Genomic DNA, 17,406 nt, shown 5'->3' with positions numbered 1-17,406 from the left:
ATGATGGCAGAGAGGTCACACCCGTTCCCATACCGAACACGGAAGTTAAGCTCTCTAGCGCCGATGGTAGTTGGGACCTTGTCCCTGTGAGAGTAGGACGTTGCCAGGCAATATTATTCCGCAGTAGCTCAGCGGTAGAGCTATCGGCTGTTAACCGATCGGTCGTAGGTTCGATTCCTACCTGCGGAGCCATTGGAGAGCTGTCCGAGTTGGCCGAAGGAGCACGATTGGAAATCGTGTATACGTCACAAGCGTATCAAGGGTTCGAATCCCTTGCTCTCCGCCATAGGATTTATAATATTTGGCCCGTTGGTCAAGTGGTTAAGACACCGCCCTTTCACGGCGGTAACACGGGTTCGAATCCCGTACGGGTCACCACTTTGGAGGATTAGCTCAGCTGGGAGAGCACCTGCCTTACAAGCAGGGGGTCGGCGGTTCGATCCCGTCATCCTCCACCATATAAATTTTATATGAATAGTATTATCGCGGGGTGGAGCAGCACGGTAGCTCGTCGGGCTCATAACCCGAAGGTCGCAGGTTCAAATCCTGTCCCCGCAACCAAATGGTCCCGTGGTGTAGTGGTTAACATGCCTGCCTGTCACGCAGGAGATCGCCGGTTCGACCCCGGTCGGGACCGCCATTTTAATAAGGCTCGGTAGCTCAGTCGGTAGAGCAGAGGACTGAAAATCCTCGTGTCGGCGGTTCGATTCCGTCCCGAGCCACCATTTATTTTAATAAAATACGCCGGCTTAGCTCAATTGGTAGAGCAACTGACTTGTAATCAGTAGGTTGGGGGTTCAAGTCCTCTAGCCGGCACCATGTAAGTTTCGGAGGGGTAGCGAAGTGGCTAAACGCGGCGGACTGTAAATCCGCTCCTTCGGGTTCGGCAGTTCGAATCTGCCCCCCTCCACCATTTACATAGGGGCATAGTTTAAAGGTAGAACTGAGGTCTCCAAAACCTCCAGTGTGGGTTCGATTCCTACTGCCCCTGCCAAATATATTTACACAACATGGCGGTTGTGGCGAAGTGGTTAACGCACCGGATTGTGGCTCCGGCATTCGTGGGTTCGATTCCCATCAGTCGCCCCATTTTTATTTTAAAAATTACAAATAATTTAATTGATACTTACATATAATTAAGTAAGAATTCGATGGGCTATAGCCAAGCGGTAAGGCAACGGACTTTGACTCCGTCATGCGCTGGTTCGAATCCAGCTAGCCCAGCCATTTTTGCGGAAGTAGTTCAGTGGTAGAATACAACCTTGCCAAGGTTGGGGTCGCGGGTTCGAATCCCGTCTTCCGCTCCAATAAAATTTAATATGGCGGCATAGCCAAGTGGTAAGGCAGAGGTCTGCAAAACCTTTATCACCGGTTCAAATCCGGTTGCCGCCTTTTCTTTTGTGCCGATGTGGCGGAATTGGCAGACGCGCACGACTCAAAATCGTGTTCCTTCGGGAGTGTCGGTTCGACCCCGACCATCGGTATCATGAACGTCGTAAAAAAACTCTATACAATTAGTATAGAGTTTTTTTGTGTTTTCTTTTCATTACATGACAAAATAAGCGCAAAAAGTGTACGGTGAGTAAACTGTGAAACATTAAAAGGATAAAAACAAACATTCAATTTTATCTTTTTAATTGCGGTATTCTACAATATTCCCTTCGAGCACTCTAGAGAGAATTTCTCCACCCCGGTGACATGAAGTTAAATCCGACACCACCAATAGATATTAGTATATTATCAACGGTTAAGTTTGTAATTTCTAAAAACTTCTTTTTAAACTCTTCTCTGTTGTACTTATACATTGTTGAGTGGCACGCCCACATTTGCATTGAAGTACTTAACCAATCCCCTAATTCCTTCAATTCAGGAAACGCCTCAAATTGGATTGGTTCATCTAATTTCATGAATCTTACTTGATAGATAGTTGGGTTTAACTTTTCTCCTATTCCTTTAAGAGTATGTGTGTTTTTTTCGTTTGAATGTGTCATAATTCTCCCCCATTTCCCCTTCGAATTTTTTCCTATTTTAATTATACAACAATAGAAAGTAATTGTAGGAATATTATGGAAATTGTTATCAGCAATATAAAAAGACTCTAACAGAAATGTTAGAGTCTTTTTTGTTAAATTATATTATGTGATGCTAAAATTCGTAATAAACTTAGGAATTCATGTATAATATAACTTGTCGAAAGAACAAAATGATAGTGATTTATATTATGTCTGTAATATGAATCAAAAATGAACTTTTTATATTTCTTTTAAAAATGTGTTGAACACACATTATATTTCATATTAATATTTTTATGTAGATTTAAAACGAGAAAGAGAGTGGAAAGTATGGGCCGTAAATGGAACAATATTAAAGACAAAAAAGCATCAAAAGATGCAAATACAAGCCGTATATACGCGAAATTTGGACGTGAAATTTATGTGGCGGCAAAACAAGGCGAGCCAGATCCAGAATCAAACCAAGCGCTTAGAGTCGTATTAGAACGTGCGAAAACATACAATGTACCAAGAACAATTATTGATCGTGCAGTTGAAAAAGCAAAAGGCGGTTCAGAGGAAAATTATGACGAGCTTCGTTATGAAGGATTTGGACCAAATGGAGCTATGGTTATTGTAGATACACTTACAAATAACGTAAACCGTACTGCAGCAGATGTACGAGCTGCATTTAGCAAAAACAGTGGTAACATGGGTGTAAACGGTTCTGTAGCTTACATGTTTGATGCGACAGCTGTTATCGGCCTTGAAGGTAAAACATCAGATGAAGTTCTTGAAATTTTAATGGAGGCAGATGTAGATGCACGTGACATTCTAGAAGAAGAAGATGCTGTTATCGTGTATGCTGAACCAGATCAATTCCATTCAGTACAATCTGCACTTAAAGGTGCTGGCGTTGAAGAATTTACAGTTGCAGAATTAACAATGCTTGCACAAAGTGATGTTACACTTCCTGAAGATGCTCAAGTACAATTTGAGAAAATGGTTGATGCATTAGAAGATTTAGAAGATGTACAACAAGTTTACCACAACGTAGACTTAGGAGAGTAATACGATGAAAGCCCCTATTCGTTTAACGAATAGGGGCTTTTTTTATGAAGTTAATTAAGGTGATGAATTATTAAAGGTATTTTGTTGTAGATAGGGAATATGCTTATAGGGATATATGAAATAACCATTATTTCTAGGAGGCTTAGTATGGAACATAAGACACCAAAGCATATAGTTGCCGTAGCAGGTTATTTAACAAATGAAAAAAATGAAGTGTTATTAACAAAGGTACACTGGCGAGCTGATACGTGGGAAATGCCAGGAGGACAGGTAGAAGAAGGAGAAGCACTCGATCAAGCTGTCTGTAGGGAAATAAAAGAGGAAACAGGGTTAACGGTGAAGCCTATCGGAATTACCGGGGTTTATTATAATGCCTCTATGCACATTCTGGCTGTTGTTTTCAAAGTAGCATATGTGAGTGGCGAAATAAAAATTCAACCTGAAGAAATACAAGAGGCTAAATTTGTTGCTTTAAATGAAGAGAACATAGATGAGTATATAACGCGTCCTCATATGAAATCTAGAACACTTGATGCAATGAGAGCAACACATTGTATTCCGTATGAAACGTGGGAAGTGCAGCCATATAATTTAATAGGAAGATTGTAAAGAAAAGAGTGGCTGATTTGAGATACATTCAAATCACTACTCTTTTTTGTATATTGTTTAAGAAAAAGGTCAAAATAATAATAGTGTTAGTATTGATTTCAAGAACGTTTGTTCTGTATAATGTATATGTTATATACATTAAGATTACTAGATACTCAAAAGTACATATATTTGTAGATGATATAATTAAAGTGTAAAGTGAAAATATAATAGCCTTAAGGCTTACTCTGTGATTGGTTATTCGTGCATTAACATAATCTATATTCAATATTTCAGATGAATAGTAGATAAAAAAGGACTGTGATACAATACTTTTTTACCCCGCTATTTGCCGGGAACGTGATTGGTGAGGGCTGAGTAAAGTTTCACTTTATACCTTACAATGATGTAAGGTACGTGTAAGAGAAATCGATGGGATATTTTTTTACAACAAGGTATTCTTAAAGTAAGAGTTATACGCTGTGTGGAAAAGAGGTGTTCAAGATGAAAGAACGAGTATTATCTAGGGTGAACTATCATCAAAAAGTTGCATTAAATCCAATGACTAAACTTTTTTATAAAGCCATTATATTATTATTATTGTTAAGTTGTACGTTATTATTCATTGGAAATGTAATGATCGAGCAAAGTGATATTAGTAAATTACATGTACCGGCTAAGTTAGAGGTACCAGAATCATTAACACATGCATTTATTGCGACAGAAGATAAAAGGTTTTATCATCATAACGGTTTAGATTATATAGCGATTATCAGGGCGTCTGTTGAGAATATAAAAGCTGGTGGTGTTGTGCAAGGAGGAAGCACGATTACACAGCAGCTATCTAAAAATGCTTTTTTAACGAATGAACGTACATTTTCTCGTAAGTGGAAAGAGATTTTTTATACGAAAAAAATTGAACGCACATTTACGAAGGATGAAATTTTAAAATTATATGTAAGTAACATTTATTATGGTGAAGGAGCATGGGGAATTGAAAAAGCAGCAAACCTTTATTTCGGTAAAAAGGTGAACCAATTAACGGTGGCTGAAAGTGCGATGATGGCTGCTGTAGTAAAAGCACCTGCTTATTACTCACCTGCCCAAAACTATGATAAAGCAGTAGAGAGACGAAATGTCGTTTTGAGATTAATGGAGAAAGAAGGCTATATAAGCCATGATGAGTATGTTCAAGCAGTTAGTGAGAAATTAGTAATTCGTCATGATATAAAAATAGAGCAGTCGATGTTAAATAGTGCGCGTAAAAAAGCAGTAAGTTAAGAGAAGTTCCTACAGAGGAGCTTCTTTTTTTGAATAATTTGTGACAATTTGTGACACAATATCGTCACAAATATTGTATTTTTGTAATTTATGTGAGCGTGTTCATTGCGTGACGTATATAAGTGTTGATATTATGTGTATTGTGTACAATGCTGTATACAGAATATGAATTTAAAGAGGAATGTATATGAAATCAAATAAACTCATGGCTCTTGGGGTAGTTTTTTCTATCGCAGTATTGATTGTAATCGGAACAATTGCGTATAGCATCATAAATGACAAAAAAGATAAAGGGAATGAGATGTTTGCTTATTCTACGCAACAATCTTTAGGGAAAGATGATGCTCCGGTTAAGGTAGTTGAATTTGGAGATTTCAAATGTCCTGCTTGCCGTACTTGGGATGTAACAGTATTACCTCGATTAAAGGAAGAGTATATTGATAAAGGTAAAGTGCAGTTATATTTTATTAACTTCCCATTTATCGGAAAAGACTCGGATTTAGGTGCAGCAGCTGGTGAAGCAATTTATAAACAAGATAAAGATTCATTCTGGATCTTCTATGATGAGATTTATCAAAATCAAAAGAAAGATACGGAAGAATGGATTACAGAAGATTTGCTTCTTAGCATTGTGAAAGAGAAACTTCCAAAAGTTGATGTAGCGCAATTTAAGAAAGATTTACACAGTAAAGAAATTACAGAAAAAGTACGTAAAGACTCAGATCGTGCTCAAAAATTAAAAGTTCAAGGTGCTCCTTCAGTATATGTAAACGGAAATCTTGCAAACCCTGATTTCGATAGTATGAAGAAGGCAATTGATAAGGAATTGAAAAAGTGATGAGGTCTCTCATCACTTTTTCGACTTTTTTCGATAAAATTCTTGCCTCTATTTTTTTAACATGCTATACTACTTTACATAAGTTATTCTAATATCTTATATGTAATTCATATTTGCGGGTGTAGTTTAGTGGTAAAACAAGAGCCTTCCAAGCTCTGGTCGAGAGTTCGATTCTCTTCACCCGCTCCAAATTTTATTAAATGTTTTTCTATAAATTGTGATCAACGCAGTGTTTCGTTTCCGAGATAAACGAGGCATTGCGTTTTTTAATGTTTGAAAAATATAATTACATGCGAAAATAGAAGTAAATAATAGTATTCCAAAATTGAATTACTAACCAATAGAGTCGTTACATAAGGGATGGATTCATCTGAGGAGGCGATTAAGAGTGGATTTTGAACAATTAAAGCAAGATGTAATTGCGTATAGTAAAACAATTGGTATAGATAAAATAGGCTTTGCAAGTGCTTCTCCTTTTGAGGAATTAAAGCAGCGCTTAATCCAGCAACAACAATTAAATTATCAATCTGGATTTGAAGAGCCTGATATAGAGAAGAGAACGAATCCGCAACTTTTATTACCGGGTGCTAAATCAATTATTGCGATTGCTTTAGCATATCCTTCAAAATTAAAAAATGCACCATTAAGTAAGCGTGGAGAACGCCGTGGAATTTTTTGCCGTGCTTCTTGGGGACAAGATTATCATCTTGTTTTACGAGATCGTTTGCAAAAATTAGAAGCATATTTAATTGAAAAACTTCCAGATATAGAAGTGAAGTCCATGGTTGATACAGGTGAATTAAGTGATCGAGCTGTATCAGAGCGTGCAGGCATTGGCTGGAGTGGGAAAAACTGTGCTATTATTACACCTGAATTTGGTTCTTACGTATACTTAGGGGAAATGATTACAAATGTTCCATTCCCGCCAGATAAGCCGATAGAAGATCAATGCGGGGGCTGTACGAAATGTATCGATATTTGTCCTACAGGTGCTTTAATACAGGGGGGACAGTTAGATTCGAAGAAGTGCATTGCGTTTTTAACACAGACGAAAGGATTCCTACCTGAAGAATATCGCGATAAAATAGGAAATCGTATATATGGATGTGATACGTGTCAGACTGTTTGTCCGAAAAATAAAGGAATGGATTTTCATAATCATCCTGAGATGGAGCCGGATCCTGAGCTAGTTAAACCATTATTAACGCCACTTTTAACAATTAGTAATCGTGATTTTAAAGAGAAATATGGGATTATGTCAGGGTCATGGAGAGGGAAAAAGCCACTGCAAAGAAATGCGATTTTAGCATTAGCACATTTTAAAGAAGCATCGGCAATTCCTGATTTAATTGGTGTTATGAAAGATGACCCAAGACCGGTATTGCGTGGAACGGCAGCATGGGCACTTGGGAAAATTGGCGGAGATGGAGTAGGCGAAGCGATTGAAAAAGCGATGGAACGTGAGAAAGATGAAGAAGTGCTTCATGAAATGAATCGCGGGCTTGAATTGTTAGCACAGAAAAAAGAGTAGATAATATTTCCCTTTTTCATATTGTAATATGGGAGGGAAACGAAATGGCTGTAAAAATGAATATTGAAAAGCAAGTACAACAGTTTTTAGCATATATCACAGAGAAACGAACAGACGTGGATGGTATTGCTGAGGATTTACTACAAATGGCACAGAGAAAGAAACAATTGTTTCAAAGGCGTAGTGCACATATAGTGAAAGCAACTGCGGATGTTTCTTTCATTAGGCAATTAAATAGTAATGACCATCAAGAAATTGATTATCAAATACATTTTAAATATTTAATTAGGCATAAAGAATTATTTTATATTGAAGAGGAACAATTAAAACGAAGAGTTTGTTTAAATAATAGTCGGATTATAAGCGATTATGATATTGAAGTGTCAGAAGAAATTAGAATGGGTGAGACATTAGAAAGGGAAATTACGAAAGAGAAGTACGGTTCTTATCAATATAATCGTTTAGAGGCAGTGAAATATGCAGAGCGTTGGTGGGATGACCGAAATCCTATGTATCGTAATTTCCCTGATAATTGTACGAATTTCATTTCTCAATGTCTTCATACTGGAGAAGTACCTATGAACGGATATCCTAATATTCGTAAAGGATGGTGGCAAAGGGAGAATCAGTGGAGTTGGAGCTGGGCTGTTGCACATTCTTTTTATTGGTATTTGTCAGGTGCTACAACAGGACTTCGAGCAGAGGCGGTAGAGAGGCCAGAAGAACTTATTCTTGGAGATGTTATTGCTTATGATTTCGAGGATGACGGAAGATGGAATCATACGACGATTGTAGTAGCAAAAGATGCAGATGGTATGCCGCTTGTAAATGCACATTCAGCGAATAGCCGTCGACGTTATTGGAACTATGAAGACTCTAGTAAATATACACCACAAATGAAATATAAATTCTTTCATATTATTAATGGGTAGAGATTTTTCGCTCAAGTGGTATAATACGTAGTAGACAAAAAACAGAGGTGAATATCGCGTGGGAGTACATGTTGTTTTATATCAGCCAGAAATTCCAGCAAATACAGGGAATATTGCTCGTACTTGTGCAGCAACTGGAACAGAATTACATTTGATTAGACCGCTTGGATTTTCAACGGATGATAAAATGTTAAAGCGTGCCGGATTAGATTATTGGCAGCACGTGAAAATTACGTATTATGATTCAATTGAAGAATTTTATGAAAAAAATAAAGATGGTGAATTCTTCTATTTAACGAAGTATGGCGAGAAAGCTCATACAGCGTTTGACTATAGCAAGCGCGAGAAGGATTACTATTTTGTATTTGGAAGAGAAACAAACGGCTTACCAGCTAATGTAATCGAAGAAAACTTTGATCATTGTTTACGTATTCCAATGACAGATAAAGTACGTTCATTAAATTTATCTAATACAGCAGCAATTTTAATTTATGAAGCATTCCGTCAACAAAATTACCCTGGATTAGATTTAGAAATCGTTTATTAAAAGTCGCCATATGGCGACTTTTTTTTATAAAATAAAAATAATATGTAATCATACATTTAAAAGAGAGGACATAATCATATAGAATGGGATATATGATTAAAAATAGATAAGACGGGTTGAGATAAGTATGAAGGAAGAATATAGTAATCAAAATACCTTTTTAAGTATGATAGATATGGATTTAATTAGACAAGGGTTATTACATGCTATTCAAGATTTAGTATTTATATTGAAAGTTATTGATGATGAAACGTTTAAATATATGTATGTGAATAAAATAGGAATGGATTATGCTAGGTTAAGCGAAGAGTGCTATGGAAAAACTTTTGCAGAAGTATTACCAAAAGATATAGCGGGGATATTGCAAAGGCAATATGAAAAAGTAGTGAGAGAAACGAAAGCACACACCTTTTGTGATGTAGTCAAATTACCAAAAGGTGAGATACATTATGAATCTTCACTTAATCCTGTCTGCGATGAAGAAGGAATATGTCAATTTGTTATTTGTATTACAAGAGATATTACAGCTCAAATTGAGGAGAAGAAAGAGATAGAGGAAAAACAAATGTTATTTAAGTCGTTACTGGAATATAATAATGACTCAATTATATCTATAGATTCTATAGGGAGAGTTACATATGCAAACCCGGCAACGTATGAAATATTTGGATACCGGTATGAGGAATTAAATAATAAATTTATTTTTGAATTTATTAATAAAGAATATGAAAAAGATTTTCAAATTATATTTAAGGGATCGATGCAAGGAAAAGCAAAACAAATTGTTTCAAAGAAATATATTCATAAAGAAGGGTACGAGCTATATATTTCTTTGAGAACTATCCCGATTATTGTGAACGGTGAAATTGTTGGAGTTTATATTGTTACGAGAGATGTTACAAGGCAAGTATTAAACGAAATGCGAACAGAATATTTAGCTTACTATGACCAGTTAACGGGATTAATGAATAGAATTTCATGTGCAAATAAGTTAAATACTTTTTTAAATGAGAGTATAAATTTTGCGCTTGTATTTATAGATTTAGATGAGTTTCATCGTATTAATGATACATTTGGTCATAAAGAGGGAGATAAAGTATTACAAAAAGTTACAGAATGTTTAAGCAATCTAAAAATAGAAGGTATGCACTTATTTAGAGAACACGATGATCAATTTGTTATGTTAATAGAAAATATAACGAAAGAATGTGTAGAGGAAGTTGCAAAAAGCATACTGAAAAATATTAGTGAATATTTTGTAATCGAAGAAGATGATGTATATTTAAGTGCGTCAATTGGAATTGTAATGGCTCCAGCAGATGGAGAAGATGAAAAAATACTATTTCAGAGGGTCGATGCTGCTTTAGAAAAAGCAAAAGAAAAAGGAAAAGGACATTATCATTTTTATTGTAGTGGATTAGACTGTGAGCGTGAACAAAGGTTTATAATAGAAAACCAGTTACATCGTGCTATAGAAAAAAATGAGTTTTTCTTATATTATCAGCCACAAATTAATATTGAAACGAAAAAAATAGCTAGTATGGAAGCTTTAATAAGGTGGGAGAATAAGGAATTAGGATTTGTTTCTCCAAACCAATTTATTCCGTTGGCAGAAAGAACAGGATTTATTATTAAGCTCGATGAATGGGTAGTAAATCAAGTGTGTCAGCAACTGCGCGAATGGTTAAATAAAGGATATGAAGTGGTCCCAATTGCAGTTAATATTTCAGCTAGACACTTTCGCTCTATTACATTAATAGAGATGATTACACGGGCTTTAAATAAGTACAATGTACCAGCTCATTTATTAGCGATAGAGGTTACAGAAGGAGCTCTTATACATAAAGATATATCGAAGAGAGTGTTACTACAATTAAAAGAACAAAATTTAAAGATTCATTTAGATGATTTTGGAACAGGCTATTCATCTTTAAGTTACTTAAAAACATATCCAATTGATACTTTAAAAATTGATCGTTCTTTTATGGAAGGTATACATATAGATGAACGTGATACGAATATTACAGCTGCAATTATTCATTTAGCTCATACTTTAGAATTGAATGTAATTGCAGAGGGAGTAGAAAAAAAGGAGCAAATACAGTTTTTGAAAGAAAAGAATGTGAAGCTTGTACAAGGTTATTATTATAGCCGACCACTATCCAAATATGATATAGAAAATATGTATTATAAATAATGCATAAAAAAATGATGTGCTAAAAGCACATCATTTTTTATGTGTACCTGGTTTGTCATTGTAACCGGATGTAAAAATAGCGGTAAGAAATGTGAGTGATACACCTAAAATTAATAATAATTTCATACTAATATCCTCCTTACTTTTTTCGGTTCACGAGTTTTATTTATTACCCAAAATGTATGTAAGGTTCTTAGAAGAAAAGAATTTATTTATAATGAATAGCAGTGTAAAAACGTTAATACCTATATTATACAGAATTTTCTTTGAATTTTGGAGAGAATTTTAGCGTGCTATTATATATTTCGTTTTGATTTAAAGAATGTTTAAGGACATCCTAGCATACCTTTTATAATAATCCGATTGAACAAGGAGATGGGGGAGGAGCTATAATGGATATTCTAAAAAAGATTGAACAGCATCGAGCAGCAGAAGAACGTTTACAATGGGAAGGTACGTTTGCGGAGTATTTGGAGCTTGTGAAAGAAAGACCATGGGTGGCTCAAACAGCACACTCTCGCATTTACAATATGATAAAAGATGCCGGAATTGAAGAAGTTGATGGTAGAAGAAAGTATAACTTCTTTAGTAATCAGCTCTTTGGATTAGAGGATGCTCTAGAACGTCTTGTAGAGGAATATTTTCATCCATCTGCAAAACGATTAGATGTTAGAAAAAGAATTTTATTATTAATGGGTCCTGTTAGTGGAGGGAAATCAACGTTAGTTACGATGTTGAAACGAGGATTAGAAACATATTCAAGAACAGATCGCGGAGCAATTTTTGCAATTAAAGGATGCCCAATGCATGAGGATCCACTGCATTTAATTCCACATCATTTACGAGATGATTTCTTTGATGAGTATGGAGTTAGAATTGAAGGGAATTTATCACCACTAAATGTCATGCGTTTAGAGCAAGAATACGGATCAAGAATTGAGGATGTAGTTGTAGAGCGTATTTTCTTCTCTGAAGATCGCCGTACAGGGATTGGTACATTTAGCCCGTCTGATCCAAAATCACAGGATATTGCAGATTTAACAGGTAGTCTGGACTTTTCTACGATTGCAGAATATGGTTCAGAATCAGATCCGCGTGCGTATCGATTTGATGGAGAATTAAATAAGGCGAACCGAGGAATGATGGAGTTCCAAGAGATGTTAAAATGCGATGAGAAGTTTTTATGGCACTTATTATCGCTTACGCAAGAAGGGAATTTCAAAGCGGGAAGATTTGCGCTTATTTCAGCAGATGAATTAATTGTAGCGCATACGAATGAAACAGAGTATCGCTCATTTATAGCAAATAAGAAAAATGAAGCATTACACTCAAGAATTATTGTAATGCCAGTTCCTTATAATTTACGAGTAAGTGAAGAAGAACATATTTATGAAAAAATGATTCGTGAAAGTGATGTGTCGAATGTTCACATTGCACCACATACACTTCGCGTTGCAGCAATGTTCACTATTTTAACTCGTTTAAAAGATCCGAAGCGTCCGGATATTGATTTAATTAAAAAGATGCGTTTGTATGATGGAGAAACGGTAGAAGGTTATAATGCGATTGATGTAGAAGAATTACAACGCGAATATCAAGATGAAGGTATGAAGGGTATTGATCCTCGTTATGTCATTAACCGAATTTCGTCTACAATCATTCGAAAAGAGGTACCATCTATTAACGCGTTAGATGTACTTAGATCTTTAAAAGATGGGCTGGATCAGCATCCATCGATTAGTAATGAAGACCGTGAACGTTATATGAATTTCATCTCATTGGCGAGAAAAGAATACGATGAAATCGCGAAGAAAGAAGTACAAAAAGCGTTTGTTTATTCATATGAAGAATCAGCTAAGACGCTTATGGATAATTACTTAGATAACGTCGAGGCGTACTGCAATAAATCGAAATTACGTGATCCGTTAACAGGGGAAGAAATGAGTCCAGATGAAAAATTAATGCGCTCAATTGAAGAGCAAATTGGAATTTCAGAAAATGCTAAGAAAGCATTCCGTGAAGAGATTTTAATTCGCATTTCTGCTTATGCCCGTAAAGGAAAACGCTTTGATTATAATTCACATGAACGTCTTCGTGAAGCGATTCAGAAAAAACTATTTGCTGATTTAAAAGATATAGTGAAAATTACAACATCAACGAAAACACCGGACGAAAATCAGCTTAAGAAAATCAATGATGTTGTTGCACGTTTAATTGATGAGCATGGCTATAATTCTTCTTCAGCAAATGAATTACTACGCTATGTAGGTAGCTTGTTAAACCGATAGTTTGATAACAAAACGCTGTCTCTTGTATTTTGCGGGACAGCGTTTTATTATCCGTTCATATGTGTGTAAAGTGTCATACCTTGTCCAAATGTAATAAATTAAGATGCAATTTCATGAATTTATTGTCAATTATTTTTACAATATGCATATGATAGAGTAACCAACCATTCATACGAAAAAAGCCAACACAATACAATATGTTGCAAAGTAAAAATATGTGCAACAATGCATTGTGTTTCTTTCTTATCAGTGGCTGAATATTTCTTTCTATTATGTGAGTGGCAAAATTTTGTTTAGGATGCTCGGGGTATTGTATGAAAAACGTTATAAATGTTTATGGGATGTTTTCTATGGGCAGTTACCTTTCAAATATTCTAGCTTGCACATTACAGAACAAAATTTGTAGCTTGCTGTTCATACAGAAAGACAATTACAGTAAGGAGGGAAAGGAATGGGCGAAGAAAATCAACCAAATTATACGATTTCACAGGAAAACTGGTCCCTCCATCGCAAAGGATATGACGACCAACAGCGCCATCAAGAAAAAGTACAAGAGGCAATTAAGAATAATTTACCCGATCTTGTAACAGAAGAAAGTATAGTTATGTCTAATGGCAAGGATGTTGTAAAAATACCAATTCGTTCTCTAGATGAATATAAGATTAGATACAATTATGATAAAAATAAACATGTTGGGCAAGGAAACGGTGACAGCAAAGTTGGTGATGTCGTTGCGAGAGATGGATCAGGTGGTCAAAAACAAAAAGGGCCAGGAAAAGGGCAAGGAGCAGGAGATGCAGCTGGGGAAGATTACTATGAAGCTGAAGTCTCTATTTTAGAATTAGAGCAGGCGTTTTTCAGAGAGTTAGAGCTGCCTAATTTAAAGAGAAAAGAAATAGATGAAAACCGGATTGAACATGTTGAATTTAATGACATTAGAAAAACAGGATTGTGGGGAAATATCGATAAGAAACGAACAATGATATCTGCATATAAACGAAATGCGATGCGTGGTAAAGCATCTTTCCATCCAATTCATCAAGAAGATTTAAAGTTCCGCACTTGGAATGAAGTATTAAAGCCAGATTCAAAGGCTGTTGTGTTAGCGATGATGGATACGAGTGGATCGATGGGAATGTGGGAGAAGTATATGGCACGTAGCTTCTTTTTCTGGATGACAAGATTTTTACGCACAAAGTATGAAACAGTTGATATTGAATTTATTGCTCATCATACAGAAGCGAAAGTCGTTACAGAAGAAGAATTCTTTTCAAAAGGAGAAAGTGGTGGAACAATCTGCTCCTCCGTATACAAAAAAGCACTCGAGCTAATCGATAATAAATATTCACCAGATCGCTATAATATTTATCCATTCCATTTTTCAGATGGTGATAATTTAACATCAGATAATGCTAGATGTGTAAAGCTTGTGGAAGAATTAATGAAGAAGTGTAATATGTTTGGGTATGGGGAAGTGAACCAGTACAACCGCCATAGTACACTCATGTCAGCCTATAAAAATATTAAAGATGAAAACTTTAGATACTATATTTTAAAGCAAAAAGCAGACGTATTTCATGCGATGAAAAGCTTTTTTAGAGAAGAATCAGGTGAGAAAATGGCATAACCTCTTTTAAAGAGGTTCTTTTTTTGTAAACTTTTTATTTTTTTAATTGACAATGATAATGAAAATCATTATCATTTATTCGAGAAATGATTACATTTCGAATTATATATTTCGGAGGAGATGTAAAGTTGAAACAAAATAAAAGAAAACGTATAAATGCAATGATTATAGCGGCGACGTTATCACTTCCGTTTGCTGTGTATTCGACACCTGCTTTAGCGGCAGTAGCAATTGAGACGAATAAAACGGGACAAGGTTTAGAAGATGGTACATATGACGCTGTTATTAAAGCGTATAAAGATAAAACGAATGAAGAGTCTATGGCAGCTGTTTATATAAAGGATCCGAAATTAACAATTGAGAATGGAAAGAAAATTGTAACAGCAACATTAAGTGATAGTGATTTCTTTCAATACTTGAAAACAGAGGATATTCATACTCCAGGTGTGTTTCATGATGTGAAAGTAATATCAGAAGATAAAAAGAAAAATGGAACGAAAGTGATTCAGTTTGAAGTAGGGGAATTAGGAAAAAGGTATAATATGCGAATGCATGTTTATATTCCAACAATGGCCTATGATAATAAGTACCAAGTACAGTTTGAAGTAAATACATTGAATTTAGAGAACAATGTTCCAGAAAAACAAAAGGAAAATAAAGAGGAGCGACAAGATGAAAACGGAAATGTAATATTAGATAAGCAATTACAAAAATATATTAATAAATATAACTTAAATAGAGATAATGTAGATGCGCCAATCACAAAGAAAGATTTATTACAAATTAAAACATTATCCATTTATTCAGGCAAAGGAATAACTGAAATAACTGGTTTAGAGTATATGACAAACTTAGAGAAGTTGACGTTACGAGAGTCTAATGTAAAAGACATATCAGCCATCTCGAAATTGAGAGGTTTGAAGTACGTTGATTTAACGTCTAATTCAATTGAAAGTATTCACCCAATTGAGCAGTTAGAGAATATTAATATGCTTTTTTTAAGAGATAATAAAATTTCTGATCTTACACCATTAAGTAAAATGAAAAAAATTAAAACATTAGATTTAATCGGTAATAACATTAAAGATATCCAGCCATTATTTACATTATCAACTATGAAACAATTATACTTAGCAAATAATCAAATCAGTGATCTTACGGGAATTGATCGATTAAATAATGTGGAACTATTATGGATAGGGAACAATAAAATTAATAATGTTGAATCTATTAGTAAAATGAGTAATCTTATTGAACTAGAAATTTCTGATAGTGAAATAAAAGATATATCATCACTATCTCAATTAGGAAATTTACAAGTGCTGAATTTAGAAGAGAATTATATCTCTGATATATCGCCGTTGAGCACTTTAACAAATTTACATGAGATAAATCTTGGAGCAAATGAAATTTTTGACGTAAGGCCTGTTGAGGAATTAGGTAAGCGAATTTCAATTGACATTCAAAGACAAAAAATCTTTTTAAATGAAGCAAGTGTAGATGAAGAAATAAAAATCCCAGTATACAACCTTAAAGGAGAGCCACTTCAAAATATTAATCTACAAAGTGAGGGGGCTACTCTGAATAACGGATTTATAAAATGGAATAGTCCTGGAGAAAAAATATATGAATTTAAACTAGATACTAATTCTACTGAAAGTAAAATAAGATTTAATGGCACGGTTATACAGAATATAGTTGAAAAACAAAAAGAAAGTCAAAATGTAATTCTCGATAAAACTTTACAACAACATATTAATAAAGAGAATTTAGGTAGAGAGAATGTAAACGCTCCTATCACAAAAGAAGATTTATTACAGATTAAAAAATTAGAGATATTTAAAGAAAAAGGAAATGAGATAAAAGATATAACAGGTTTAGAATACATGACGAACTTAGAAAAACTCACTTTAGAAGGAGTAGGTCTGAAAAATATTGAGTTCATCTCAAACTTGAAACAATTGAATAATGTGAATGTATCTCATAATCAAATTGAAGATATAACACCACTATCTTCATTGGAAAATTTACAGTGGTTAAATCTTGCGGACAATCATATTAAAGATGTAACGGTTATTGGTTCCATGCTAAACTTATTTAGCTTAAATTTAGCTGGAAATGAGATTCGTGATGTAAGGCCGTTAATACAATTAGGTCAGTGGTTTACAATTGACGTGGGAAGACAAAATATCATTTTAAATGATGTAAAAATAAACGAAGAAATTCAAGTTCCTGTATATGATTTAGAGGGAGAAAGTATTGAAAATATTCAATTGGCAAGTGAGGGAGGGACGTTTAATAACGGAGTAATAAAATGGAGTACCCCAGGTGAAAAGGTGTATAAATTTGATTTAGATTCTGATGAAATTAGCATAAGTTTTAACGGAACGGTAATCCAAAATATAGTTAAAAAAGAAGAAGTGACAGAACCAACAAAAGAAGTTGAAGAAGCGAAAGAAGAAGTAAAAGAACCGGTAAAAGAAGTTGAAGAAACAAAAGAAGAAGTAAAAGAACC

General features: G+C 34.8%; 12 protein-coding genes, 16 tRNA genes and 1 rRNA gene. 28 read left to right on the top strand and 1 reads right to left on the bottom strand.

Annotated features, from left to right (window positions below; translation table 11 throughout):
- From rrf to MR170_RS25715, 16 genes are all read left to right on the top strand, one after another.
- Positions 1-109: ribosomal RNA gene (gene rrf / locus MR170_RS25790) — 5S ribosomal RNA — on the top strand; the annotation flags it as partial.
- A gap of 8 nt (positions 110-117) precedes the next feature.
- A tRNA-Asn gene (locus MR170_RS25785) sits at positions 118-192 on the top strand.
- A gap of 2 nt (positions 193-194) precedes the next feature.
- Positions 195-286 (top strand) — tRNA-Ser (locus MR170_RS25780).
- Between the two features lie 17 nt (positions 287-303).
- A tRNA-Glu gene (locus MR170_RS25775) sits at positions 304-378 on the top strand.
- A gap of 4 nt (positions 379-382) precedes the next feature.
- Positions 383-458: transfer RNA gene (locus tag MR170_RS25770), tRNA-Val, on the top strand.
- A gap of 26 nt (positions 459-484) precedes the next feature.
- Positions 485-561 (top strand) — tRNA-Met (locus tag MR170_RS25765).
- Positions 562-564: 3 nt separating this feature from the next.
- A tRNA-Asp gene (locus tag MR170_RS25760) sits at positions 565-640 on the top strand.
- Positions 641-649: 9 nt separating this feature from the next.
- A tRNA-Phe gene (locus MR170_RS25755) sits at positions 650-725 on the top strand.
- 18 nt (positions 726-743) lie between these two features.
- A tRNA-Thr gene (locus MR170_RS25750) sits at positions 744-819 on the top strand.
- A gap of 10 nt (positions 820-829) precedes the next feature.
- A tRNA-Tyr gene (locus MR170_RS25745) sits at positions 830-913 on the top strand.
- A gap of 7 nt (positions 914-920) precedes the next feature.
- A tRNA-Trp gene (locus MR170_RS25740) sits at positions 921-994 on the top strand.
- Positions 995-1,013: 19 nt separating this feature from the next.
- A tRNA-His gene (locus MR170_RS25735) sits at positions 1,014-1,089 on the top strand.
- 63 nt (positions 1,090-1,152) lie between these two features.
- A tRNA-Gln gene (locus tag MR170_RS25730) sits at positions 1,153-1,227 on the top strand.
- Between the two features lie 5 nt (positions 1,228-1,232).
- Positions 1,233-1,307 (top strand) — tRNA-Gly (locus MR170_RS25725).
- Between the two features lie 14 nt (positions 1,308-1,321).
- Positions 1,322-1,392: transfer RNA gene (locus tag MR170_RS25720), tRNA-Cys, on the top strand.
- A gap of 10 nt (positions 1,393-1,402) precedes the next feature.
- Positions 1,403-1,484: transfer RNA gene (locus MR170_RS25715), tRNA-Leu, on the top strand.
- A 186-nt stretch (positions 1,485-1,670) separates the two neighbouring features.
- On the opposite strand, the gene MR170_RS25710 is transcribed toward MR170_RS25715, so the two are convergent.
- Positions 1,671-1,991 (bottom strand): DUF3884 family protein, encoded by a 321-nt coding sequence (locus tag MR170_RS25710; RefSeq protein WP_029441515.1) that lies wholly within the window; start codon positions 1,989-1,991, stop codon positions 1,671-1,673.
- Positions 1,992-2,342: 351 nt separating this feature from the next.
- Here MR170_RS25710 and MR170_RS25705 point away from each other — a divergent pair, with 351 nt between their 5' ends.
- The 12 genes from MR170_RS25705 to MR170_RS25650 all read left to right on the top strand — a co-directional run.
- Positions 2,343-3,062 (top strand): YebC/PmpR family DNA-binding transcriptional regulator, encoded by a 720-nt coding sequence (locus MR170_RS25705; RefSeq protein WP_000532949.1) that lies wholly within the window; start codon positions 2,343-2,345, stop codon positions 3,060-3,062.
- 147 nt (positions 3,063-3,209) lie between these two features.
- The gene (locus MR170_RS25700; protein ID WP_000400462.1) at positions 3,210-3,671 is read left to right on the top strand and encodes an NUDIX hydrolase; all 462 of its coding nucleotides are present in this window, start codon (positions 3,210-3,212) and stop codon (positions 3,669-3,671) included.
- A gap of 483 nt (positions 3,672-4,154) precedes the next feature.
- Complete coding sequence (locus MR170_RS25695) at positions 4,155-4,931, top strand: transglycosylase domain-containing protein (RefSeq protein ID WP_016083612.1); 777 nt, start codon at positions 4,155-4,157, stop codon at positions 4,929-4,931.
- A gap of 187 nt (positions 4,932-5,118) precedes the next feature.
- A complete protein-coding gene (locus tag MR170_RS25690) occupies positions 5,119-5,769 on the top strand; it encodes a DsbA family protein (RefSeq protein WP_016083611.1) in 651 nt (216 codons plus the stop codon).
- Positions 5,770-5,884: 115 nt separating this feature from the next.
- Positions 5,885-5,958 (top strand) — tRNA-Gly (locus tag MR170_RS25685).
- Positions 5,959-6,157: 199 nt separating this feature from the next.
- A complete protein-coding gene (gene queG, locus MR170_RS25680) occupies positions 6,158-7,300 on the top strand; it encodes a tRNA epoxyqueuosine(34) reductase QueG (protein ID WP_000345209.1) in 1,143 nt (380 codons plus the stop codon).
- A 44-nt stretch (positions 7,301-7,344) separates the two neighbouring features.
- Positions 7,345-8,232, top strand: coding sequence for an amidase domain-containing protein (locus MR170_RS25675; RefSeq protein ID WP_242309902.1), 888 nt, complete (start codon positions 7,345-7,347; stop codon positions 8,230-8,232).
- 58 nt (positions 8,233-8,290) lie between these two features.
- Entirely contained in the window at positions 8,291-8,779 is a 489-nt protein-coding gene (gene trmL, locus MR170_RS25670; protein WP_000538147.1) for a tRNA (uridine(34)/cytosine(34)/5-carboxymethylaminomethyluridine(34)-2'-O)-methyltransferase TrmL, read from the top strand.
- A gap of 127 nt (positions 8,780-8,906) precedes the next feature.
- Complete coding sequence (locus MR170_RS25665; protein WP_050842522.1) at positions 8,907-10,976, top strand: sensor domain-containing protein; 2,070 nt, start codon at positions 8,907-8,909, stop codon at positions 10,974-10,976.
- Positions 10,977-11,368: 392 nt separating this feature from the next.
- Positions 11,369-13,264, top strand: a complete 1,896-nt coding sequence (locus MR170_RS25660) for a PrkA family serine protein kinase (RefSeq protein ID WP_000353273.1) — start codon at positions 11,369-11,371, stop codon at positions 13,262-13,264.
- 451 nt (positions 13,265-13,715) lie between these two features.
- On the top strand, positions 13,716-14,891 hold the full coding sequence (gene yhbH, locus MR170_RS25655) for a sporulation protein YhbH (RefSeq protein WP_000503516.1): 1,176 nt from the start codon (positions 13,716-13,718) through the stop codon (positions 14,889-14,891).
- A 128-nt stretch (positions 14,892-15,019) separates the two neighbouring features.
- Positions 15,020-17,406, top strand: a 2,387-nt coding sequence (locus tag MR170_RS25650) for a leucine-rich repeat domain-containing protein (RefSeq protein WP_242309899.1), incomplete at its 3' end; no start/stop codon positions are given.

The sequence above is a fragment of the Bacillus cereus group sp. BfR-BA-01524 genome (genome assembly GCF_022662595.1).
Classification (GTDB): Bacteria; Bacillota; Bacilli; order Bacillales; family Bacillaceae_G; genus Bacillus_A; species Bacillus_A thuringiensis_S.
This window is presented reverse-complemented; position numbering and strand designations above follow the sequence as displayed.